The following is a 20,719-nucleotide window of genomic DNA, read 5'->3' as shown; positions in this document are numbered from 1 at the left end:
GGGGCAGGTCATTCTCGGGGATGAGGCGGCGCCGGCGACGGCGCCCGGCTACGGCCGGGGAAGGGGCGGAAAGTGCCGGCCCCGGCACGACGCGCGCGGCCCGGCCGAGCCGGCACGGTGGCCGCATGACGACAGACACGGTGACGCTGACCGGCCTGCGGGCGGTGTACGGCTCGGGCAGCCGGCGGGTGACGGCGCTGGACGGGGTGACGACCAGCTTCGCGGGCGGCACGTTCACGGCGGTGATGGGGCCGTCCGGTTCCGGCAAGTCGACGCTCCTGCACTGCGCGGCCGGGCTGGACCGACCGGTGGCGGGGGTGGTCACCGTCGACGGGATCCGCCTCGACGAGCTGGCCGAGGACGACCTGACCCGGCTGCGTCGGGACCGGATCGGCTTCGTGTTCCAGGCGTTCAACCTGATCTCCTCGCTGACCGCCGCGCAGAACGTCGAACTGCCGCTGCGGCTGGCCGGCCGGCGGCCGGCCGACCGGGAGGTCGCCGCCGCGCTCGCCGCCGTCGGGCTCGCCGACCGGGCCCGGCACCGGCCCAGCGAACTCTCCGGGGGCGAGCAGCAGCGGGTGGCCATCGCCCGGGCCCTCGTCACCCGGCCGGCGGTGGTCTTCGCCGACGAGCCCACCGGCGCGCTGGACAGCGCCGCGTCCCGGCAGGTGCTGCGGCTGCTGCGGGCGCTGGTCGACGAGCACGGGCAGACCGTCGTCATGGTGACGCACGACCCCGCCGCGGCCGCGTACGCCGACCGGGTGCTGCTGCTCGCCGACGGCCGCCTCGCCGACGAACTGGCCGGCCCGCTCACCGCCGCGTCCGTCGCCGCCCGGATCGCGGACGCCACCCCGGAGCCGTCGTGCTGACCGCCCGCCGCTCGGCCGGCGCGTTCGTGGCCGTCGCGATCGGTGTCGCGCTGGTCTTCGCGAGCACGCTGCTGCTCGCGTCCGGGCGGCCGCGGACGCCGGAGCGGCTGGCCGGGGCCGGCGTGGTGGTCGCCGGCCCGGAGGCGTCCTCGCCGGCCGACCCCTTCCCGCCCAGCCGGCCCTGGTCGTCGGCGCGGACGAGCGAACTCGTCGCCCGGTTGGCCGGGCTGCCCGGGGTCGCGGCGGCCGTGCCGGACCGGACGTTCTACGCCCAGCCGCTGGTGGGCGGGCGTCCGCCGGCCACCGACGGTCAGCGGCAGGACGCCCACGAGGGGCACGGCTGGTCCAGCACCCGCCTCGGCGGGCCGGGGTTGACGGCGGGTGAACCACCCCGGCAGCCGGGGGAGGTGGTCGTCGACGCCGCGCTCAGCCTGCGCCCCGGTGACCCGGTGAGCCTGCTGACCGCGAGCGGGCCGCGGGCGTACCGGGTCACCGGCCTGCTCGACGCGCCCGGCGTGCACGTCGCGGACGAGGTCGCCGCCACCCTGGCCCCCGGGGTCGGCGTCATCGGTCTGGTGTTGGCACCGGGCGCCGATCCCGACCGGGTCGCCGCCGCCGCCCGTGCCGTGGTGGGCACGGACGGCCGGGTCCTCACCGGCGCCGAGCGGGGCCGGCTGGAGCCCCGGGCGGACGCGCGGACCCGCTGGATCGGGATGCAGGTGCTCACCGCCACCGCCGCGCTCGCCGGTTTCGTCACGGTCTTCGTGGTCGCCGCGGCGTTCGCCTACACCGTCGCCCAGCGCCGCCGGGAACTGGCGTTGCTGCGTGCCGTCGGCGCCACGCCCCGGCAGGTCCGTCGGCTGCTGTACCGGCACGCTCTCGTGGTGGGTGCCAGCGGGGCGGTCGTCGGGCTGCTGGCCGGGGCCGCGCTCGCCCCCGCCGTGGGCCCGCTGCTGATCGACGTCGGCTTCGAGCCGGCGACGTTCCGGGTCCGGTACACCGGCTGGCCGGTCGCGGCCGCGCTCCTGGCCGGGCCGGTGATCGCGCTCCTGGCCGTGTGGGCGGCGTCCCGGCGGGCCGCGCGGGTACGGCCGCTGGAGGCGCTGCGCGAGGCGGCCGTGGAGCAGCGGCCGATCGGGCGGCCGCGGGCGACGGCGGGCGCACTGCTCGTCGCCGCCGGCGCGGCCCTCGGGCTCGCCACCGCCACCTCCGCCGACGCCCAGGAGGGGGCCTCGTTCGCCCTGGTCGCGGTGATGGCGCTGGTCACCGGCGCCGCGGCGCTCGCGCCGGTGTTCGTCGGGCCGCTCGTCCGGTTGCTCCACCCGCCGGTGCGGCGGTGCGGCGGCGCCATCGGGCTGCTGGTACGCGCCGGCGCCGCGACCGCCACCCGGCGGACCGCGTCGACCGCCGCGCCGGTGCTGCTCACCGTCGCCTTCGCCGTGCTGGTCTCCGGGATGGTGCAGACCTCCACCGCGGTGTACGCGGCCGGCCGGATGAGCGCCGTGAACGCCGGCTGGGTGCTCCTTCCCGACCGGGCGCCCGGCCTCGCCGACCCGGCGGTCGCCGCGGCTGGCGGTGCGTCCGTCCTGCCGACCACCGTGTTCGTCGCCGCCGACCCGCCGTCGGACGCGTTCCGCCCGCTGACCGCGCTCGGCGTCGAACCGGCGGCGTTCACCGCGGCGAACCGGGCGCTCACCGTCCTCGCCGGCTCGCTGGCGGATCTGCGCGGCGACGACGCCGTGGTGCTCACCGCCTCGGCGGCCGGGGCGACGGCGCTGCCCGCCCGGCCCTTCCCGGTGGTCTTCGCCGACGGGGAGCGGGTGCCGCTGCGCGTCGTCGCCGTGGTGACCGACGACTCGCTCCCCGGCGACCTGCTGCTGCCCCGCGCCGCCGTCCGGGCACACGATCCGTCGGCCCTGACCTCCGCGGTGTACCTGACGGCGCCGGTCGACCCACCCGCCGGCGCCCGGCTGGTCGACGTGGCCACCTGGGCCGCCGAGGCGGACCAGGCGGAGGACCGGCTGGTCTGGCTGGCCACCCTGCTGCTGATCGCGGTGACGGCCGGCTACGGCGGGATCGCGGTGGCCAACACCCTGCTGGCGGCCGCCGCCGGCCGGGCCGCCGACCTGCGGCTGGTGCGGCTGGCCGGGGCGACCCGGCGCCAGGTCCTGCGGCTGGTCGCCGCGGAGTCGGCGCTGGTGGTGGTGCTCGGCGCGCTGCTCGGCGGGGCTGTCGCGTTCGCCGGCCTGGTGAGCATCCGGGCCGGCCTCGCCGAGCAGGTCGGCGCGCCGGTGGACCTCGTCGTCCCGTGGTCGGTGGTCGGCGGCGTCGTCGGCCTCTGCCTGCTGCTCGCCCTCGCGGCGAGCGTCGTGCCGGCCTGGCGGCTGCTTCGCCGGGGGTCGGTCGGCCGGACCGTCGGGGACCTCCGTTCGTGACGCAGATGTGACCTGACGGCTCTTCGCATCCGATCGTCCCCAGTGGTCTGCTGGGAGGCGAAAGCCCAGGTCAGACGCGGTTTCACCGCAGCGTCAGCGGGCCTGGAAACGTTACATCGGAATCGTTGGATCACCGACCGGGCGGCCCGATCCGCCCGGTCAGCACCGGCAGGAGGCAACCCGCGTGCGAACGAGACGACTGAGTCGGATAGCGGTCGCGGCGGCGGGCGTCACCACGCTCGCCTTCACCGTGGCCGTTCCGGCACAGGCGAACGACCACGAGAATCTTCCCGGCGAGCCGACCATCACGCTGCCGATCAACGACAGCGCGGCGGGCGGCACCTACGACCAGAACTTCACCCGGGCGTACGCCAACACCACCCCCGACGGCACCCCGGTCTACATCTACGTCCCGGCCGGCACCCCGCTGGACGGCACCGCGCCGGCCGGCGTGGCCAGCCTGGACCCGCAGTTCGACCACAACCCGGCCGACGGGTTCACCCCGTGCGCCACCGCCACCGCTGGGCAGTTCGCCCTCACCCAGGCGCAGATCGACTACGTCGGCGACAAGCTGGCCAACCAGATCGTCGCGGTGGACGAGGAGCACTTCGGCCCGATGGACGCCGCCGACCCGGACGAGCCGGCCAGCGACTCGCTCGTGATGGTCGTCTACAACGTCCAGGACGAGGCCTACTACGACTGCGCGGTCACCTCGTACACCGCCGGCTACTTCGCCCCGGACTTCATCGACAGCAGCGGGATGAACGTCATCGTGGTCGACGCCCTGGACTGGGCCAACCGGGTCGGGCCGAACGACGCCCCGTGGCGGGACGCCGACCCGGCCAACGACCGCCCCGAGCTGTACGAGGGCACGGTCGCCCACGAGCTGGAGCACCTGCTGCACAACTACAGCGACCCGGGCGAGCTGTCCTGGGTGGACGAGGGCCTGGCCGACTTCGCCATCTTCCTCAACGGCCTGGACGCCGGGGGCTCGCACCTGAGCAACCACCAGGTCTTCTACGAGGAGACCTCGCTGACCCGCTGGGGCGGCACGCTGGCCAACTACGGCGCCGCCTTCACCTACTTCCAGTACCTCTGGGAGCAGGCCGGCGGCAACGGCGACGGCACCTTCACCCCGGACAAGCAGTACGACGGCGCCGGCGGTGACCTGCTGATCAAGACGATCTTCGAGGAGCAGGCCGACGGGATGACCGGCGTGCAGAACGCCATCGACGCGTTCAACGCCGCCACCGGCGCCGACCTGCGCAGCGCCGAGGCGCTGTTCCGGGACTGGTCCGTCGCCGTCTACCTGGACGACGAGGACTCCCCGGTCTACGACATCAAGGCCTTCGACTTCGGTGACCCGGCCGACACGTCCTGGACCATCGACATCGCCGACGACGTGTTCTGGGCCGGTCGCGGCCGCTACCAGGGCGCCACGCCGGAGGCCAAGTGGGCGCGGCTGAAGAACCGGCCGGACACCACCGCCGTGCCGTTCGGCCTGTCGGTCGAGCGGTTCCGCAACCCCGGCCCCACCGTCGAGCTGGCCTTCGACGGCGACGACGAGACGGTCATCGCCCCGCACACCGGCACCACCCACTGGTACGCCGGCTACGAGAGCCAGTCCGACAACATCCTCGACGTCACCACCTCCGGCCCGGTCACCTCGCTGGACTTCTGGAGCTGGTACTTCATCGAGGAGGGCTGGGACTACGGCTTCGTCGAGGCGCTCGTCGGTGGCGAGTGGGTGACCGTGCCGGTGCGCGACGACGCGGGCACCGTGGTCACCACCGACACCGACCCGCACGGCAACAACACCGAGGGCAACGGCCTGACCGGCACCTCCGGCGGCGCGTACTTCGTGGACGACCCGGTCTACGTGCACCTCACCGCCGACCTGCCGGCCGGCACCACCGACGTGCGGTTCCGCTACTCCACCGACGCCGCCTACCTGGACACCGGCTGGTTCGTCGACGACGTCCGGGTCAACGGCGCCGACGCCACCGTCACCTCGGCGGCCGGCGAGTGGTTCGCCACCACCGGCGTGCAGGACAACAACTGGACAGTGCAGGTGGTCGCCGGCTGCGACCTGACCCCGGGTACCACGTCGGCGGGGGAGAGCACCGACGGCGCGGGCAACTGGGTCTACCGCTACACCGGCGACCAGTTCACCGCCGCCGGCCTGCAGACCAGGTGCGCCAGCGGCAACCGGGACGACTTCGCCGTCCTGGTCTCCAACCTGCCCACCGGCGACCTGACCTTCCTCGACGCGGACTACACGTTCCGGGTCGGCAACACCGGCAACAAGCGATAGCACCACCCCATAACCCGTGGGCCCGCACCGGTTCTCCGGTGCGGGCCCACGGCCGTCCGGGGCCGCCCGTCGGGTCGCCGGCGGCTAGGGTGCGGCCATGCGCGTACGCCCCGCCGGTCTCCTCCTCGCCGCCGTCGCGGCGGTGCTCTGGGCGCTCGGCATGACCGTCCTGCAACCGCTGACCGAGCCGCTCGGGCCGTGGCCCGAGGCACTCGCCGGCAACAACGCCTACTGGGCCCGTGACCTGCGCTTCGTGGCGATCGTCGGGGCGGTGGCGGGGCTCGTGCTGGCCGGCGGCGGCAACCGGGGGTGGACCGTCCCGGCGGTGCTGCTGGGCGGTGTGTGGCTGGCCGCCGACGTGGCCGTCGACCGGGCCGACCCCACCGGGCCCGGGTTCAGCGTGCTGCTCGCCGTCGCCGGCTGCGCGGCCGTCGCCGGCACCGCCGCCCTCGCCGTACGCCGGCAGCGCGGCGGCCGCGACCGGCGGGCGCTGGTCGCCACCGCCTGCGTCACCGGCCTGTCGGTGCTGATCGCCGCGGGCATCGAGTCACCGACCGACCGGGAGCCGGAACTGGGCCGGGCGGCGGTCGTCACCAGCCTGCTGCTGCTCGCCCTGACGCTCGGCTGCGCGCTGGCGGCGGCGCCGGGGTGGCACCCGGCCCGGCAGCGGCTGGCGGTCGGGATCGGCGCGGCGGCCGCCGTCGGCATCGCCCTGATGCGGGTCACGCCGCCCGGCCCGCGGTTCCTGCCGGGCGTGCTGCTCGGCGCGGTGCTGCTGACCGGCGTCACCCTGCTGGCCTGGGACTGGCCGGACGGGCGGCCGGTCTGGCGGTGGCACGGCCTCGCCGCCCTGGCCGCACTGCTCGGCCCGTACGTGATGCTGCTGATCGTGGTCATCGGCACGCTGCCGCTCAACCCGGGCGCGCCGCTGACCGCGCTGGCCGGCAACACCGCCATCAACAGCGCCGACTCCGACGTGCTGTACTCGCTGTCCGGGGTGCTCGCCGGCCTCGGGATGGCGCTGCTGCTGGCCTTCCCGCCCGCCCTCGGCTACCGCCCGGACCGCCCGGCCGGACCCGACGGGCCGCGCCGGGCCAGCGCCGACCGGCGGTAGCCGTAGAAGGCGTAGATCAGTGCGCCGATCAGGAACCAGACCGCGAAGCGCAGCCAGGTCTCCGGCGCCAGGAAGGTGATCAGCCAGACCGAGAAGAGGGCGCCGATCGCCGGCACCACCGGCATGCCCGGCAGCCGGAAGGTGCGCGGCGCCTCGGGGCGGCGGTAGCGCAGCACGATCACCGCGATGCAGACCACCACGAAGGCGAGCAGGATGCCGATGTTGGTCAGCTCCGCCGCCTCGCGGATCGGCAGGAAGCCGGCGATCAACGCCGAGCCGACCCCGACGATCCAGGTCACCCGGCTGGGCACCCGGCGCACCGGGTGCAGCTTGGCGAACCAGCCGGGCAGCAGGCCGTCCCGGCTCATCGAGAACCACACCCGGGTCACGCCGAGCATGAAGGTGAACATCACCGTCAGGATGCCGATGATCGCGCCCACCGCGATGACGCTGGCCAGCCCGGACAGGCCCACCGAGGTGAACGCGGAGGAGAAGCCGCTCTCCGGGTCGATGTCCCGGTAGTTCTGCATGCCGGTGAGGACCAGGGTGGCCAGCACGTACAGCACCATCGAGATGGCCAGCGAGTAGATGATCGCCTTCGGCATGTGCCGGCGGGCGTCCCGGGACTCCTCGGCGGCGGTGCTCATCGCGTCGTAGCCGAACACCGCGAAGAAGACGGTGGCCGCGCCGGTGAACGCCCCGCTCACCCCGAACGGGAAGAACGGCGAGTAGTTGGCGGTCTTGACGTAGAAGAAGCCGACCACGATCACCAGCAGCACCACGGCGACCTTCAGCCCGACCACGAACGTCTCGAACCGGGCGGCGGTCTTGATCCCCAGGTTGAGCAGGTAGGCGATCAGCAGGCAGAGCAGCACCGCGAAGAGGTCGACCACGTGCCCGTCGCCGGTGCCCGGCGCGCCGAGCATCCAGGCCGGCAGCTCCAGCCCCAGCTCGCCGACGAGGAAGCTGAAGTAGCCGGAGATGCCGATGGCCACCACCGCCACGATCGCCGTGTACTCCAGCAGCAGGTCCCAGCCGATGAACCAGCCCACCGCCTCGCCGAGCACGGCGTAGCCGTAGGTGTAGGCCGAGCCGGCCTTCGGGATCATGCCGGCGAACTCCGCGTAGGACAGCGCGGCGGCCGCGCTGGCCAGGCCGGCGATCAGGAACGACACCAGCACCGCCGGGCCGGCGGTCTCGCTGGCCACCGCGCCGGCCAGGGCGAAGATGCCAGCGCCGATGATGCCGCCGACACCGATCGCGGTGAGCTGCCAGAGCCCGAGGGACCGGGACAGCTGCTCCTCGCTGGTGTCGGCGATCTCCTCGACCGGCTTGCGCCGGAAGATGCCGCTGCCACCGCCCGCGACGCCGCTTCCGGAGGTCATCGTCGTCCCCCTTCCCGGTCCCGCCCCGCGCGGGACGCGTCCTGCGTTACCCCGACCCCGCGGGCGTGAATCTCCAATCCGGAGATGCGCCCCGCGAGGTGCCCGACCGGCTCACTCGGCGACCGGGAGCACCACCTCGTTGCGGCGCAGGAACCACGGTTTCCACGGCGGGTCGAAGCGGGCGTAGCGCACCGCGCCGGTCGGGCGCAGCCCGGCGGCGGTGACCGCCCGGCCCAGCGCGGTGGCCCGCCGGTCGAACTCCCGCGCCGTCCACCGCCCGGCGAACCGGACGGCGGCGGCGAGCTGCTCCGGGATCTCCCGCGTGCGCACCCGGGGATCCGCGGGCTCGGGCAGGGTGGCCGCGGTGAACCGGGCGGGCAGCACGAACCGCACCAGCCAGCTCCCCGGGCGCTCCCCCTCCTCCTGCACGATCGGCGCCGTCATCGCGATGGTCTGCGGACCGGTCCGCTGCGCTACCGGACCGACCGCGCCGGCCGACCGGGGCCGGTTGGCGCCGCCGAGGTACGCGGCCAGCGGCCGGAACGCCTCGGCGGCGACCCGTTCGAACGTCCCTTCGACCTGCATCTCGGCCACCAGGTGGGCCGGGTAGCGGCGCAGCTCGAAGCCGGGTTGCCGCGCCACCACCCGGTACGGCTGCTGCTCGGTCATCGTGCGCTCCCCGCGCCCAGGGACTCGTCGCCAGCAACGCTACCGTTCGCCGACCTCCCGCTCACCGGAAGTGGCCGGGTCCGGCCCGGGTACCGCCGATCGGGTCAACCGCCAGTACTGGCGCTTGCCGTCGTCGCGGACCACCACCCCGCGGCGGGCCAGCTCGACGCGCAGCTCCCGGACCTCGCCGCCCTTCTCCTTGTCCAGGGCGCGCTGGCGGGCCCGCAGCAGCGCGTCCGCGCCACTTGGCAGTCCCGGCAGCCCCGGCACCCACCGCCGGTACGCCTCCCGGTGCGGGTCGCCGTCGGTCCACGGCCAGCCCCGCCCGCGGAACGCCTCGGCCAGCCGCCCGGCGGACAGGTCCGAGCGCTCCCGGGCCAGCTCCTCGTCGTCCGCGCCGAGCAGCACGAGATCCTTGCCGTCGACGAAGACCGCGCGGGTGGCCCGCCGCTCGACGTCCCGCTCCGCGCCGCCGCGGCCCAACCGGACCCGCTCGACGTCCACGGTGACGACCAGCCGTTCCGCGGCGCCCATGGCGCCGAGCACCAACCCGCCCAGCGCGCCGACGGCCAGCCCGCCGATACCGGCCTGCGGGTCGGGCAGCCGGTCGACGACCTCGAAGAGCTGCTGCACCGGTGCCCAGGGCAGGTCGGCGATCCAGCCCGCGAACCGGGCGAGCAGGGCGCCGGCCCCGGCGCCGGCGGCCGGCAGGCCCACCCAGAGGATCGCCAGCTCGCTCGCGCCGCCGTCGACCCGGGTGGGCGCGCCGTAGCCGTCCATGCTCAGGACACCTCGCGGCGCAGCGTACGGACCAGCCCGGCGACCACCGGCACGACCAGCCAGACCAGCAGCGACACCCCGAGCCGGCCCCACTGCCCGGCGGTCACGTCCGGGGAGAGCAGCGGCTCCATGGTGCGCCCGGTGTCCAGCCAGCCGGCCGGTCCGCGCAGCGGGCGGACCAGCTCGCCGAGGATCGACCAGACGGTCGGCAGCACCAGGTAGCTGACGACGGCCAGCGGGGTGTTCAGCAGCAGCAGGCCGAAACCGGCGCCCATCAGCACGCTGGTCACCTGGAGCACCACCGCGTTCAGCAGCAGCGACCCCTCGATCCGCCAGGTACCCGCGCCGCCGGTCGCCCCGGCGAGCAGGGTGCCGGCGGCGGCCACCGCCAGGCTGGCCAGCACCGACGCCAGCGCGGCCAGCACCACCGCGGCGAGCTTGGCGGCGATCACCCGCTCCCGCCGGGGCACCAGGGCGTACGTGGTGAGCGCGGTGCGCTGCGACCACTCGCTGGTGATCGAGAGGATGCCGAGCACCGGCAGCAGGATGCCGACCGGCAGCAGCGAGGGGAGGAAGAAGTTGGTGAAGGTCTGGTCGGCGTCCTCGGCGTAGATCAACTGAAGGACGACGATGGCGGCGGCGACCAGCCCGATGGTGACCAGCAGCCAGAACCCGGCCCGGGTGTCGACGAGCTTGCGCAGCTCCACGCCGGTGAGCCGGATCAGGGACGGCCGGCGCAGGCCGGGGTGGTGCCGGGGTGCGGCGGCGGGCGCGGTGGCGACGGTGCTGGTGGTCATCGGACGATCTCCCGGGTCGGCTGGCCGGTGGTGCGGCTGTCGCCGGCACCGGAGTGCGTGCCGGCGCCGTTGGCCTCGCCGGCGGTGAGGGTGAGGAAGAGTTGCTCCAGGCCGCCGCCGTCGGCGGGGCGCAGTTCGGTGAGCGCGACACCGGCGTCGGCGGCGGCCTGGCCGACGGCCTCGGCCTCGGCGTGCACCAGCAGCCCCCCGTCGGTGCCACCGGTCACGTCGAGGCCGGCCGCGTCCAGCGCCCGGCGCAGGGCCTGCGGGTCCCGGGCGCGTACCCGGGTGCCGGCGCCGGCCAGCAGTTCGGCCTTGTCGCCCTGGGCCACGATCCGGCCGCCGCCGATCACCACCAGCCGGTCGGCCACCGCCTCGACCTCGCGCAGCAGGTGCGAGGAGAGCAGCACCGTGCCGCCCCGGTCGGCGAAGTCGCGCAGCAGGCCGCGCATCCAGAAGATGCCCTCCGGGTCCAGGCCGTTGGCCGGCTCGTCGAGGATGAGCACCCGAGGATCGCCGAGCAGCGCGTGCGCCAGGCCGAGCCGCTGCCGCATGCCCAGCGAGTACGCCCGCACCCGGCGCTTCGCGGCGGTCCCGTCCAGCCCGACCAGGTCGAGCTTGGCGGCCACCTCGCGGCGGTCCACGCCCATCACCTGGGCGGCGACGCTCAGCGCCTCCCGGCCGGTCCGCCCGGCGTGCTGGGCCGAGGCGTCCAGCAGCACCCCCACCTCGCGGCCCGGGTTGGGCAGCTGCCGGTAGGGCCGCCCGCTGACGGTGCTGCTGCCGGCGGTCGGCGGGGTGAGGCCGCAGATCATCCGCATCGTGGTGGACTTGCCGGCCCCGTTCGGGCCGAGGAAGCCGGTGACGGTGCCCGGCTCGCAGCGGAACGACACGTCGTCGACGGCGGTGTGCCGCCCGTACCGCTTGGTGAGGTGTTCGACGGTGATCATGCCGACGACCCTGCCGGAGCCGGTCGGTCACCCGCAGCGGCCGGCGGTCTCGCCCCGCGGCTACCTTGGTCGAGGTCGAGGTCTCGACTTTGGTAGCTGGTCGCGGCTCGGCGCGGCTGCCTAGCATGGCCAGGTGACCAGCACCGCCGCCGCACCCGACCACCCCTGGCTGCTGCCGGGCGCGTTGACCGAGGCGGCCGGGCGGGCCCGGCGGACCACCCGCGACTGGATCATCGACAGTGTCTGCTTCCTGATCGCCCTGGTCTGGGTGTTGCTCTCGGCCGCCGACGCGGCCTCGCCCGACCCGCAGTTCGCGCTGAACACCGGCCCCACCTGGCTGGAGGAGGTCGACGTCGTCTGCGGCCTGGCCGCGGCGGCCGCGCTCTGGGTACGCCGGCGCTGGCCGGTGGGCCTGGCGGTGGCCACGTTGCCGCTCTCCGCGTTCTCCGTCACCGCCTCGGGCGCGCTGCTGATCATCATCTTCACCCTCACCGTGCACCGGCCCATCCCGCTGGCGGCCGGGGTGACCGGCGTGCACCTGCTGACCGCGTTCGGCTACTACCAGCTGCGTCCCGATCCCGCCATGGGCTTCTGGCCGGCGATGATCTGGACGGTGCTGGTCCTGGTCGCGGTGCTGGCCTGGGGGATGTTCGTCCGGGCCCGCCGGCAGCTGGTGGTGTCGCTGCGGGAGCGCGCCGAGCGGGCCGAGGCGGAGCAGCAGTTGCGGGTGGCGCAGGCGCGACAGCTGGAGCGCACCCGGATCGCCCGCGAGATGCACGACGTGCTGGCGCACCGGATCTCGCTGCTCAGCCTGCACGCCGGGGCGCTGGAGTTCCGTCCGGACGCCCCGCCGGAGGAGGTCGCGCGGGCGGCCGGGGTGATCCGGGGCAGCGCGCACGCCGCCCTGCAGGACCTGCGCGAGGTGATCGGGGTGCTCCGCGCCGAGACCGGCGCCGGGCAGGCCCCGGAGCGCCCGCAACCCACCCTGGAGGATCTGCCCGCGTTGATCGAGGAGTCCCGGACGGCAGGGGTACGGGTCAGCGTGCGCGACCTGGTCGGTGCGGCCGAGCGGCTGCCGGCCGCGGTCGGCCGCAGCGTCTACCGGATCGTGCAGGAGGGGCTGACCAACGCCCGCAAGCACGCCGCCGGCGCGGCGGTGACCGTCGACGTGGCCGGCGCCCCGGGTGACGGGCTGACCGTGGAGATCCGCAACCGGTGGCCGGTCGGCGGGATCACCGGCCCGGAGATCCCGGGGGCCGGCACCGGCCTGGTCGGCATCAGCGAACGGGTCCACCTGGCCGGCGGGCGGCTGGAGTACGGCCGCGACGACTCCGGCGACTTCCGGCTGGCCGCCTGGCTGCCGTGGCCGGCGTGACCGGGCCGGCGACGGCGGGCGCACCCGGGCCGGCCGCCGACGGGCCGGTGCGGGTGCTGATCGTCGACGACGACCCGCTGGTCCGGGCCGGGCTGTCGATGATCCTCGGCGGGGTGCCCGACCTGCTGGTGGTCGGCGAGGCCGCGGACGGCAGCGAGGTGCCCGCCGCGGTCGACGCGTACGCGCCGGACGTGGTGCTGATGGACATCCGGATGCCCCGGCTCGACGGGCTGGCCGCCACCGAGGCGCTGCGCTCGCTGCCCCGGCCGCCGGAGGTGCTGGTGCTGACCACCTTCGACGCCGACGACCAGGTGCTGCGCGCGCTGCGGGCCGGGGCGAGCGGGTTCCTGCTCAAGGACACCCCGCCGGCCGAGATCGTGCGGGCGGTGCTCCGGGTGGCGGCGGGGGAGGCCACCCTCTCCCCGACGGTGACCCGCCGGCTGATCGACCACGTCACCGGCCCGGGCACGGCGGCCGGGCCGGATCCGCGCCGGGAGCGGGCGCTGCGGCTGCTCGCCGGGCTCAGCGAGCGGGAGCGGGAGGTCGCGGTCGCGCTCGGGCAGGGGCGCACCAACGCCGAGATCGCCGCCGAGCTGCACATGAGCGTGGCGACGGTCAAGGCGTACGTCTCCCGGCTGCTGACCCGGCTCGACCTGAACAACCGGGTGCAGGTGGCCCTGCTGGTGCACGACGCCGGCCTGGTCTGACTCGCCGGGAAGACCGTCACCGGTGAAACCCTCACCGATAGTTGTTTCGCACCGATGGGTGTCTGCTCGTGCTGAGCGCCGGGATTGAACTTTCGGGGGGCGGGGGCCGTACCACTGGCCGAGGATGCGGTGCGGCGGGTCGGCCGCACCGCTGCCGGAAGCCGCGGGAGGCCTACCGTGCGAGTTGGTGAGCAGTCGACGGATCCCATCGATCAGGTACTGGGCGAGGTGCCGGTCCCGGCCCCGCTGACCCCGGAGGATGTCCGGCTCGCGGTGCGGGCGGTGGTGGTGCACACCGCCGAGGAGTGGCCCTCGGGGCCGCTGTGCCGCAACGACGGCGCGACGTACCCGTGCCGGCTGCACCGCTGGGGACGGCGGGTGCTGACCGAGCACGGGCTCAACGAGCGGCAGATCGACGCTCTGATCCGGCACGGCAACCCGTTCGTGCACGTGCCGTTCCCGTTCACGGTGACCGGTCCCGGGCCGGCGCGTGGCACCGGGGCCGCGCCGCGTGCCGGCTACCCGCTGCACGGCCAGGCCGCCCGGGTGGCCCCGCCGGGCGCGCGGCCGGCGGTCCGGCCCGCGAACTCCGGCCGGCCGGTGGCTCCCCCCGCCACCGCGCCGCGCTGGCCCCGGGCGAGCTGAGCGGAGGTACGGCCGCCAGCGCCCGCCGGGGCAGGACGACGCCGGCCCGGGCACGGGATTCCCCTCCCGCCCGGGCCGGCGTCGCCGTCGTGTGCTCAGTCGTTGCCGGCGCCGATCCCGCAGTCCGGCGCGGACCAACTGGTGGTGTTCGAGCTGTTGTCCCGGTTGTTCTCCCGCCGCGAGTCCACGTGCACGTGGTCGTCGTGGTCCGGGTAGCCGGGACCGTAGATCCCGCTGAAGCCCCGGCTGCGGGCGTCCCGGGCCAACTGGCAGAGCGAGCTGGTCCGTGAGGTGATGTCGGCGGCGTTGCCGTAGAGGTGCTGGCTGTCCGACGCGCCGCCGACCTGCCGGTTGCAGTCGCGGCTGCGGAAGCCGCTGCTCACGTAGATCGGCTTGTCACCCGTGCTGCGCCGCAACGCCTCCAGCTTCCACATGGTGCGCAGCGCGTTCTGCCGGGTCTCGGCGGGCGAGAGCGGGCCCCCGCTCCACCCGCCCCGACCGCAGCCGTCGTCCATCTCGGCGTAGCTGAAGTGCCGGGGCGTGCAGTCGTTGTCCTGGAGCTCGTAGAGCTTGGCGTACGTCTGCGGGCCGGCGACGCCGTCCACCCGCAGCCCGTACGCGGCCTGGAAGCGCCGGACCGCGGCGGCGGTCTTCGGGCCGAACCGGCCGTCGAGCTCGACGATGTCCCGGTTGCCGGCCCAGCCGGCGACGCGCAGTTGGAGCTGGCGCACGTCGTCGCCGGAGCGCCCCTGGTAGAGGTTCCGTTGCCAGGTGTAGCAGCCGTCGGCATGGGCCGCTGGTGCGGCGACCACCGTGGCGATCGCGGCACCCGGCAACGCCAGGGCGAACGCGACGACAGCCCGCTTCAAGGTGTTTACGCGCACAGAAGTCCTCCCGATAGGAGTGCGATTGGGGTGGCCCGCAGGACATCGACCGGGACGTCCCGCGATTTCCACCCTGACACTGATCCGGGGGTTAGGAGGCGATTAACGAGAAATGTCCTCATGATTCGCCGTTCCTGAGTCTCGGCTGGGAATTAGGGGCATTCGTGAATCGCCCATTGCTCGCCGACGAGTCACAGGAACGGCGCAACCGCACGCGACGTCGCAATCGGCCACACCGAGGGTGATGTTCTCCGGGTGGGCGGGGCCGGTAACGTCAGCCCGGGCGGCGGACAGGCGGAGGTGGGCGTGGCACGCGGTGGCGTCTTCTGCGTCGAGGGGCAGTGGCACCGGGACCTCAACGAGCGGGGTTCGGTGCTGCCCACGCTGGAACTGCTGGAGCGGCTCGGGAAGATCCGGTTCATCCACCGGGACGCGGCCACCCGCGACGAGCTCTTCTACTTCCTCGACCGCTGGCTGCTCAAGCAGTACGCCGACTACCGGGTCGGCTTCTTCGCCACGCACGGCGAGCCGAGCCGGCTCTGCCTGACCGACTGGAACTCCGTCGAACTCGCCGACGTCGCGGAACTGATGTCCGGGCGCTGCGAGGGGCGCCGGCTGTATTTCGGCAGCTGTTCCGTGCTCCGCGCCTCCGACGCCGCGCTGCGCGAATTCCTCCAGGTCACCGGAGCCGCGCTGATCTGCGGCTACACCCGCGAGGTGGACTGGGTGGAATCGGCGGCCTTCGAGACGGTGCTGCTCGACGTGCTGGCCAACGGGCAGCGGCACAACGCCGCCGAACTGCGGATGGGCTCGGCGCACTGGGCGCCGCTGGCGTCGTACCTCGGCTTCCGGGTGATCTACGCCAACGGCCGGGCGTGGCGGCCGACCGTGCGGCCGCGGGTCCCGGCCCAACCGGCCGGCGGACGCGCCGCCGTCCGGCCCGGCTGACGCGGGCGGGCCGCCCGGGCGGGGCCGCGACGTGCCCGCCCGTTCCTGGTAGAAACGAGCGGTGGCACGAAGCATCGCGACGAACACCCGGGTCGACCGGGCCGGCCTGCTCGACTTCGTCCGGCCCCGGCACCGGGTCCTCCTGATGACCACCCGGGCCGACGGCCGCCCGCAGTCCTCGCCGGTCACCGCCGGGGTGGACCCGGCCGGCCGGCTGGTGGTCTCCACCTACCCGGAGCGGGCCAAGGTCACCAACATCCGCCGCGACCCGCGGGTGTCGGCGTGCGTGCTCTCCGACGACTGGAACGGCCCGTGGGTGCAGCTCGACGGCACCGCCGAGGTGCTCGACCTGCCCGAGGCGCTGGAGCCGCTGGTGGAGTACTTCCGCTGCGTCTCCGGCGAGCACCCGGACTGGGACGAGTACCGGCAGGCGATGGTGCGCCAGGGCAAGTCGCTGATCCGGGTGACCATCGACGCCTGGGGTCCGATCGCCACCGGCGGCTTCCCCGCCCGCCTGGCCGACTGACGGCGCACCCACCCGTCCCGGCGGCCCGCCGCGGTCAGTACGCGGCGGTGAAGCGGGTGTTCTCGTGCCGCGGGTTCTCGATCTCGTCCACGATCGCCACCGCCAGGTCCTCGTAGCTGAGCACCGAGCGGCCCTGGTCGTCGGTGACCGGCTGGTCGCCGCCGGTGCGGTAGTGCCCGGTGCGCTCGCCCGGGTGGAACTCCAGCGGCGGCGGTGACACGTACGTCCAGCGCACCCCGTCGGCCGAGGACCGGTAGTAGTCGAGCGCCTCGGCCTGGCCCAACGCCGAGGGGCGGTACTCCTCCGGGAAGTCCGGCTCGTCCAGGTAGCGGGTGCCGCGCGGGGTGAGCAGGGTGGACCCGCCACCCAGGTGGACGATCCGCGGCGCGTCCGGCATCCCGCGCAGCGTGGTGACCAGGTTCCGCGCCGCGGCGAGCCAGAGCCCGTGCTCGCCGCCGCCGATCGCCACCACCATCGCGTCCGCGTCCGGCGCCAACTCCCGTACGCTCCGCTCGCTGGTGGCGTCGCCGGTCACCACGTGCACCCCGGCCGGCAGGTACGAGGTGGCCTCCGGGCGCCGTACCGCCGCGACCACCCGGTGGCCCCGGTTGACCGCCTCGGCGGTGACCCGCGAGCCAGCGGTGCCACCGGCCCCGAACACGACGATGTTGCTCACGGTCCCAGGCTATGGAGCCGTCCCGTCGCCCGTCGGTGGAACGCCGATCCCGGTCAGTCGACCAGGGCGGAGTAGACCAGTTGGCGCAGCTGCGGCCGGAGCGGGTAGGTGCTGGACGGCAGCAGCTGGGTGAAGAGCAGCGCGGTGATCTCCTCGACCGGGTCCACCCAGAACGCGGTGCTGGCCACGCCGCCCCAGTAGTACTCGCCGACGCTGCTCGGCACCCGGCTCGGGACCGGGTCCTCGACCACGGCGAAACCGAGGCCGAAGCCGATCCCGTCGAGGGTGGTCTCGGCGAAGCCGCCGGTGGACAGGGTGCCCAGGTCCTGCCCGCCGGGCAGGTGGTTGCGGGTCATGAAGCGCACGGTGCGGGGGCCGAGCAGGCGGGCCCCGTCCAGCTCACCGCCGCGCAGCAGCATCTGGGTGAACCGGTGGTAGTCGGCGGCGCTGGAGATCAGGCCACCGCCGCCGGAGAGGAACGCCGGCTTCTCGTACGCCAGCGCGCCGAGCTTGTCGTAGCGGAACGCGCGGCCGGTGCGCGGGTCGGGCGCGTAGAGCGCGGCCAGCCGGTCGGCGGCGTCGCCGTCGGCCCACCAGTGGGTGTCGGTCATGCCGAGCGGGCGGAGGATCCGGTCGGCGAAGAAGGCGTCCAGGCTCTGCCCGGAGACCACCTCGACCAGCCGGCCGAGCACGTCGGTGGCGACCGAGTAGCCCCACGCGCTGCCGGGCTGGAACAGCAGCGGCAGCTCGCCGAAGGCCCGGCAGGCGGTGGCCAGGTCGACGTCGGCCGGCGGGTAGAGGTCGTAGCCGGCGGCCCGGTAGAGGCCGTCGACCACCGAGGTCTGCATGAAGCCGTAGGTCAGGCCGGCGGTGTGGGTGAGCAGGTGCCAGACCCGGATCGGCTCGATCGCCGGCACCGTGTACGGCTTGAGCGTCGAGCCCTTCGAGTAGACCCGCAGGTCGGCGAACTCGGGCAGCCACCGGCTGATCTCGTCGGTCAGCTCGAAGCGGCCCTCCTCCCAGAGCATCATCGCGGCGACCGAGGTGACCGGCTTGGTCATCGAGTAGATCCGCCACAGCGTGTCCGGCTCCACCGGCCGGCCGGCCTCCACGTCCCGCAGCCCGTACGTCGAGGCGTGCGCCACCTCGCCGCGGCGGGTGACCACCACCTGCCAGCCGGCCAGCCGCCCGGCGTCGACGTACCTGCCGAAGTGCTCGTCGATCCGCGCCAGCCGCGCCGGGTCGAAGCCGATCTGATCCGGGTCGATGCTGCGTGCCACACTCACGCCGCCGAACCTACTCGGCGGTACCCCCGGCCGGAAGGGCCGACGACGACACATGTCGGTGGCCGTCGGTAGCCTGGCCCGATGCCCGAGCTGACCGAGGACGAGACCTTCCGCAACGAGGACTGGTACGGCGAGGAGCTGGTCGACCGGCACTTCGTCCGCTGCTCGTTCTTCCACGTCGACCTGACCGAGGCGGTCAGCCGGGGCGCGGTCTTCGACGGGTGCACCTTCGGCAACGTCAAGTTCAACGCCTCCCGGCACACCGACTCGGCCTTCACCCGGTGCGGCTTCGCCCGGTGCAACCTCTTCGAGGCCGAGTTCACCGGCTGCAAGCTGGTCGGCAGCACCTTCGCCCAGTGCGACCTGCGCCCGATGACGATCAGCGGCGGTGACTGGTCGTTCGTCGCGCTGCCCGGGGCCGACCTGCGCGGGGTCCGGATCACCGACGTGCGGATGCGGGAGGTCGACCTGACCGGGGCCAACCTGACCGGCGCCACCGTCACCGGCGTCGACCTCTCCGCCGCCCAGCTGCACAGCTCCCGGCTCTCCGGCGCCGACCTGCGGGGCAGCGACCTGACCGCGCTCGACCCGCTGGTGGTGGAGCGGGCCGGAGCGATCATCGACGCCGAGCAGACAGTGGTGATCGCCCAGGCGCTCGGTTTCGAGATCCGCTGAAAAAGCCGACGCCGGTTGTCAGGTTTTCCTGCCAGGGTGGGTGGCATGGCATGGTGGTCCGACCTGGTAGATGAGCAACCCGAGTTCGCCGCACGGGTGCGCGCCCGCTTCACGGTGCGCAAGCACGGCACGATGGCGACGCTGCGCCGCGACGGCTCGCCGCGGATCAGCGGCACCGAGTTCGACTTCGACCCCGAGCACCTGCGGCTGGGCAGCATGGCCGGTGCCCTCAAGGCCCTCGACCTGCGCCGGGACCCCCGGGTCGCGCTGCACTGCCCGACCGAGGACGCCCCCGAGGACGACCCGCGGGCCTGGGGCGGCGACGCGAAGATCGCCGGCATCGCCCACGAGGAGCCGGCGGGCGAGGACGGCTCGCACCGGTTCCGGATCGAGCTGACCGAGGTGGTGCTGACCCGGGTCGGTGACCCGGCCGACCACCTGGTCATCGAGAGCTGGCATCCGGGCCGCGGGCTGCGCCGGCGCGAGCGGCGCTGAAGACCACCCCCCGGTCGCGCCGCGCGCCGGATCCGACGCCGGCTACGCCGTGCCCGGACCGGGATTCCCGGATTCCGGCGCATCCGCTACCTTCCGGTGACGAACCGGGTACGCCGACCGTCCACATTGCGAAGCGGTCGAGCCGGTGCGAACGTGAGACGGCTCGGCGCGGGCGGCGGGTGCCACCGGGGCCGGGCCCGGCCGGTGGGGGAGTGGAGGGTCGGTGGCCGAGGAAGACCTCACCCGAGCGCGCGCCGGTGCGACCGGACCGGCCAGCCACCGCGCGTCCGGCACACCGGCCCGGCACCGCTCGACCCTGCCGTTGCCGGCCCGCGCCCGCGAGGTGCTGGGCGGGCTGGCCCGGTTCCGGCAGCGCCGCCGCTGGGTCCTGGAGGGGTTGACCGCCGTCGCCTGCCTGGCCGCCCTGGTGTCGTACCTGGCCGTCCAGCCGGATCCGCCGGGGGAGCGGGGCGACCGCCCGGACGGTCTGCCGGCCGGGATCGGCCGGCCCAGCGTGTTCCCCGGCGCCGAACTGCGCTACCCGGCCACCGGGCCGGCCTCGCCGGGGTTGCAGCCGCGCCAACGCCCACCGAGCCCGACCCCGTCCGGGTCGGCGACCTCCGGTCCGCCGGTGCGCCCCACGCTCAGCGTGGAGCAGCGGGACGTGCCCGCCCGGGTGGACCTGACCGCGTCGGGCCCGCGCGACTGGATCCACTGGGGACTGCGCGGCGGCGACTCGACGGTGCGCAAGCGCGGCGGCTCCGGCGAACTGGTCGACGCCGGCGGCCGGGGCGTCCGGGGCGGCTGGGACGCCAACCAGGAGACGTTCAGCTGGCGTGACGGCGCGCCGGTGGGTACGGCGGACGGCACCCCGACCGGGGTCTACACCTGCGGGTCCGGCAGCGGGTTCGCGCTGGCCGTGGCCGGCGCCGGCGAGGCACGCACGGTGCGGCTGTACGCCGGGGTCTGGATGGCCCGGGGCCGGCTCGAGGTCCGGCTCTCCACCGGCGGCCTGAGCCGGACGTTGCGGATGGAGGACCCGCACACCCTCCGGTCCGCCGAGTTCACCATCCGCTTCCAGGCCCCGAAGGGGACCCGGCTGCTGCTGAACTGGGTGACCGAGGAGGTGTTCACCGGGGAGTGCGGCAGCGTGAGCCTCCAGGCGCTCGCGCTGCGCTGACCGTCGGTG

General features: G+C 74.7%; 20 protein-coding genes. 12 read left to right on the top strand and 8 right to left on the bottom strand.

Annotated features, from left to right (window positions below; genetic code table 11):
• The first annotated feature begins 125 nt into the window (after positions 1–125).
• The 4 genes from Q3W71_RS04430 to Q3W71_RS04415 all read left to right on the top strand — a co-directional run bounded on the left by Q3W71_RS04430 (position 126) and on the right by Q3W71_RS04415 (position 6,732).
• Positions 126–869, top strand: coding sequence for an ABC transporter ATP-binding protein (locus Q3W71_RS04430; RefSeq protein ID WP_302917976.1), 744 nt, complete (start codon positions 126–128; stop codon positions 867–869).
• Positions 863–3,304, top strand: coding sequence for an ABC transporter permease (locus Q3W71_RS04425; RefSeq protein ID WP_302917975.1), 2,442 nt, complete (start codon positions 863–865; stop codon positions 3,302–3,304). Before Q3W71_RS04430 ends, Q3W71_RS04425 begins: the two co-directional genes overlap by 7 nt.
• A 184-nt stretch (positions 3,305–3,488) precedes the next feature.
• Positions 3,489–5,618: a hypothetical protein gene (locus tag Q3W71_RS04420; RefSeq protein ID WP_302917974.1), complete on the top strand. Its 2,130-nt coding sequence runs from the start codon at positions 3,489–3,491 to the stop codon at positions 5,616–5,618.
• A gap of 97 nt (positions 5,619–5,715) precedes the next feature.
• Positions 5,716–6,732 carry a hypothetical protein gene (locus Q3W71_RS04415; RefSeq protein WP_302917973.1) on the top strand — a complete coding sequence of 339 codons (1,017 nt, stop codon included), beginning with the start codon at positions 5,716–5,718 and terminating at the stop codon, positions 6,730–6,732.
• Here the strand turns inward: Q3W71_RS04415 and Q3W71_RS04410 are convergent.
• The 5 genes from Q3W71_RS04410 to Q3W71_RS04390 form a co-directional block, all read right to left on the bottom strand.
• Positions 6,669–8,117 carry an amino acid permease gene (locus Q3W71_RS04410; RefSeq protein WP_302917972.1) on the bottom strand — a complete coding sequence of 483 codons (1,449 nt, stop codon included), beginning with the start codon at positions 8,115–8,117 and terminating at the stop codon, positions 6,669–6,671. The two genes, Q3W71_RS04415 and Q3W71_RS04410, sit on opposite strands and share 64 nt — an antisense overlap.
• 111 nt (positions 8,118–8,228) lie before the next feature.
• Complete coding sequence (locus Q3W71_RS04405) at positions 8,229–8,786, bottom strand: heme-binding protein (RefSeq protein WP_302917971.1); 558 nt, start codon at positions 8,784–8,786, stop codon at positions 8,229–8,231.
• 39 nt (positions 8,787–8,825) lie between these two features.
• A complete protein-coding gene (locus tag Q3W71_RS04400) occupies positions 8,826–9,566 on the bottom strand; it encodes a hypothetical protein (RefSeq protein ID WP_302917970.1) in 741 nt (246 codons plus the stop codon).
• Between the two features lie 2 nt (positions 9,567–9,568).
• Positions 9,569–10,363: an ABC transporter permease gene (locus Q3W71_RS04395; RefSeq protein WP_302917969.1), complete on the bottom strand. Its 795-nt coding sequence runs from the start codon at positions 10,361–10,363 to the stop codon at positions 9,569–9,571.
• Positions 10,360–11,313 carry an ABC transporter ATP-binding protein gene (locus Q3W71_RS04390; protein ID WP_302917968.1) on the bottom strand — a complete coding sequence of 318 codons (954 nt, stop codon included), beginning with the start codon at positions 11,311–11,313 and terminating at the stop codon, positions 10,360–10,362. Before Q3W71_RS04390 ends, Q3W71_RS04395 begins: the two co-directional genes overlap by 4 nt.
• Before the next feature lie 133 nt (positions 11,314–11,446).
• Between Q3W71_RS04390 and Q3W71_RS04385 the strand changes: the two genes are divergently transcribed.
• From Q3W71_RS04385 to Q3W71_RS04375, 3 genes are all read left to right on the top strand, one after another.
• Positions 11,447–12,688, top strand: a complete 1,242-nt coding sequence (locus Q3W71_RS04385; protein ID WP_302917967.1) for a sensor histidine kinase — start codon at positions 11,447–11,449, stop codon at positions 12,686–12,688.
• The gene (locus tag Q3W71_RS04380) at positions 12,667–13,395 is read left to right on the top strand and encodes a response regulator transcription factor (protein ID WP_302918721.1); all 729 of its coding nucleotides are present in this window, start codon (positions 12,667–12,669) and stop codon (positions 13,393–13,395) included. The genes Q3W71_RS04385 and Q3W71_RS04380 overlap by 22 nt, the downstream gene beginning before the upstream one ends.
• 177 nt (positions 13,396–13,572) lie before the next feature.
• Positions 13,573–14,040, top strand: coding sequence for a hypothetical protein (locus tag Q3W71_RS04375; protein WP_302917966.1), 468 nt, complete (start codon positions 13,573–13,575; stop codon positions 14,038–14,040).
• 95 nt (positions 14,041–14,135) lie between these two features.
• On the opposite strand, the gene Q3W71_RS04370 is transcribed toward Q3W71_RS04375, so the two are convergent.
• The gene (locus Q3W71_RS04370) at positions 14,136–14,924 is read right to left on the bottom strand and encodes a D-Ala-D-Ala carboxypeptidase family metallohydrolase (protein ID WP_302917965.1); all 789 of its coding nucleotides are present in this window, start codon (positions 14,922–14,924) and stop codon (positions 14,136–14,138) included.
• A gap of 306 nt (positions 14,925–15,230) precedes the next feature.
• Between Q3W71_RS04370 and Q3W71_RS04365 the strand changes: the two genes are divergently transcribed.
• Positions 15,231–15,872: a DUF6642 family protein gene (locus Q3W71_RS04365; protein ID WP_302917964.1), complete on the top strand. Its 642-nt coding sequence runs from the start codon at positions 15,231–15,233 to the stop codon at positions 15,870–15,872.
• A gap of 61 nt (positions 15,873–15,933) precedes the next feature.
• Entirely contained in the window at positions 15,934–16,398 is a 465-nt protein-coding gene (locus tag Q3W71_RS04360) for a PPOX class F420-dependent oxidoreductase (protein WP_302917963.1), read from the top strand.
• A 34-nt stretch (positions 16,399–16,432) separates the two neighbouring features.
• Here the strand turns inward: Q3W71_RS04360 and Q3W71_RS04355 are convergent, their stop codons facing one another.
• Positions 16,433–17,074, bottom strand: coding sequence for an NAD(P)-dependent oxidoreductase (locus Q3W71_RS04355; protein ID WP_302917962.1), 642 nt, complete (start codon positions 17,072–17,074; stop codon positions 16,433–16,435).
• Positions 17,075–17,127: 53 nt separating this feature from the next.
• A complete protein-coding gene (locus Q3W71_RS04350; protein ID WP_302917961.1) occupies positions 17,128–18,360 on the bottom strand; it encodes a serine hydrolase in 1,233 nt (410 codons plus the stop codon).
• 81 nt (positions 18,361–18,441) lie between these two features.
• On the opposite strand from Q3W71_RS04350, the gene Q3W71_RS04345 reads away from it, so the two are divergent.
• The 3 genes from Q3W71_RS04345 (at position 18,442) to Q3W71_RS04335 (ending at position 20,710) form a co-directional block, all read left to right on the top strand.
• Positions 18,442–19,035: a pentapeptide repeat-containing protein gene (locus Q3W71_RS04345; protein ID WP_302917960.1), complete on the top strand. Its 594-nt coding sequence runs from the start codon at positions 18,442–18,444 to the stop codon at positions 19,033–19,035.
• A 45-nt stretch (positions 19,036–19,080) separates the two neighbouring features.
• Complete coding sequence (locus tag Q3W71_RS04340; protein WP_302917959.1) at positions 19,081–19,530, top strand: pyridoxamine 5'-phosphate oxidase family protein; 450 nt, start codon at positions 19,081–19,083, stop codon at positions 19,528–19,530.
• 223 nt (positions 19,531–19,753) lie between these two features.
• Entirely contained in the window at positions 19,754–20,710 is a 957-nt protein-coding gene (locus Q3W71_RS04335) for a hypothetical protein (protein WP_302917958.1), read from the top strand.
• The last annotated feature ends 9 nt before the right edge of the window (positions 20,711–20,719 follow it).

The organism is Micromonospora sp. C28SCA-DRY-2 (assembly GCF_030519475.1).
Lineage (GTDB): Bacteria > Actinomycetota > Actinomycetes > Mycobacteriales > Micromonosporaceae > Micromonospora.
This window is presented reverse-complemented; position numbering and strand designations above follow the sequence as displayed.

Excerpts from the sequence above, each read along its gene's own strand:
- Q3W71_RS04430 (WP_302917976.1), top strand. The coding sequence starts at position 126 with ATGACGACAGACACGGTGACGCTGACCGGCCTGCGGGCGGTGTACGGC.
- Q3W71_RS04415 (WP_302917973.1), top strand. The coding sequence starts at position 5,716 with ATGCGCGTACGCCCCGCCGGTCTCCTCCTCGCCGCCGTCGCGGCGGTG.
- Q3W71_RS04410 (WP_302917972.1), bottom strand. The coding sequence starts at position 8,117 with ATGACCTCCGGAAGCGGCGTCGCGGGCGGTGGCAGCGGCATCTTCCGG.
- Q3W71_RS04405 (WP_302917971.1), bottom strand. The coding sequence starts at position 8,786 with ATGACCGAGCAGCAGCCGTACCGGGTGGTGGCGCGGCAACCCGGCTTC.
- Q3W71_RS04400 (WP_302917970.1), bottom strand. The coding sequence starts at position 9,566 with ATGGACGGCTACGGCGCGCCCACCCGGGTCGACGGCGGCGCGAGCGAG.
- Q3W71_RS04395 (WP_302917969.1), bottom strand. The coding sequence starts at position 10,363 with ATGACCACCAGCACCGTCGCCACCGCGCCCGCCGCCGCACCCCGGCAC.
- Q3W71_RS04390 (WP_302917968.1), bottom strand. The coding sequence starts at position 11,313 with ATGATCACCGTCGAACACCTCACCAAGCGGTACGGGCGGCACACCGCC.
- Q3W71_RS04345 (WP_302917960.1), top strand. The coding sequence starts at position 18,442 with ATGCCCGAGCTGACCGAGGACGAGACCTTCCGCAACGAGGACTGGTAC.
- Q3W71_RS04340 (WP_302917959.1), top strand. The coding sequence starts at position 19,081 with ATGGCATGGTGGTCCGACCTGGTAGATGAGCAACCCGAGTTCGCCGCA.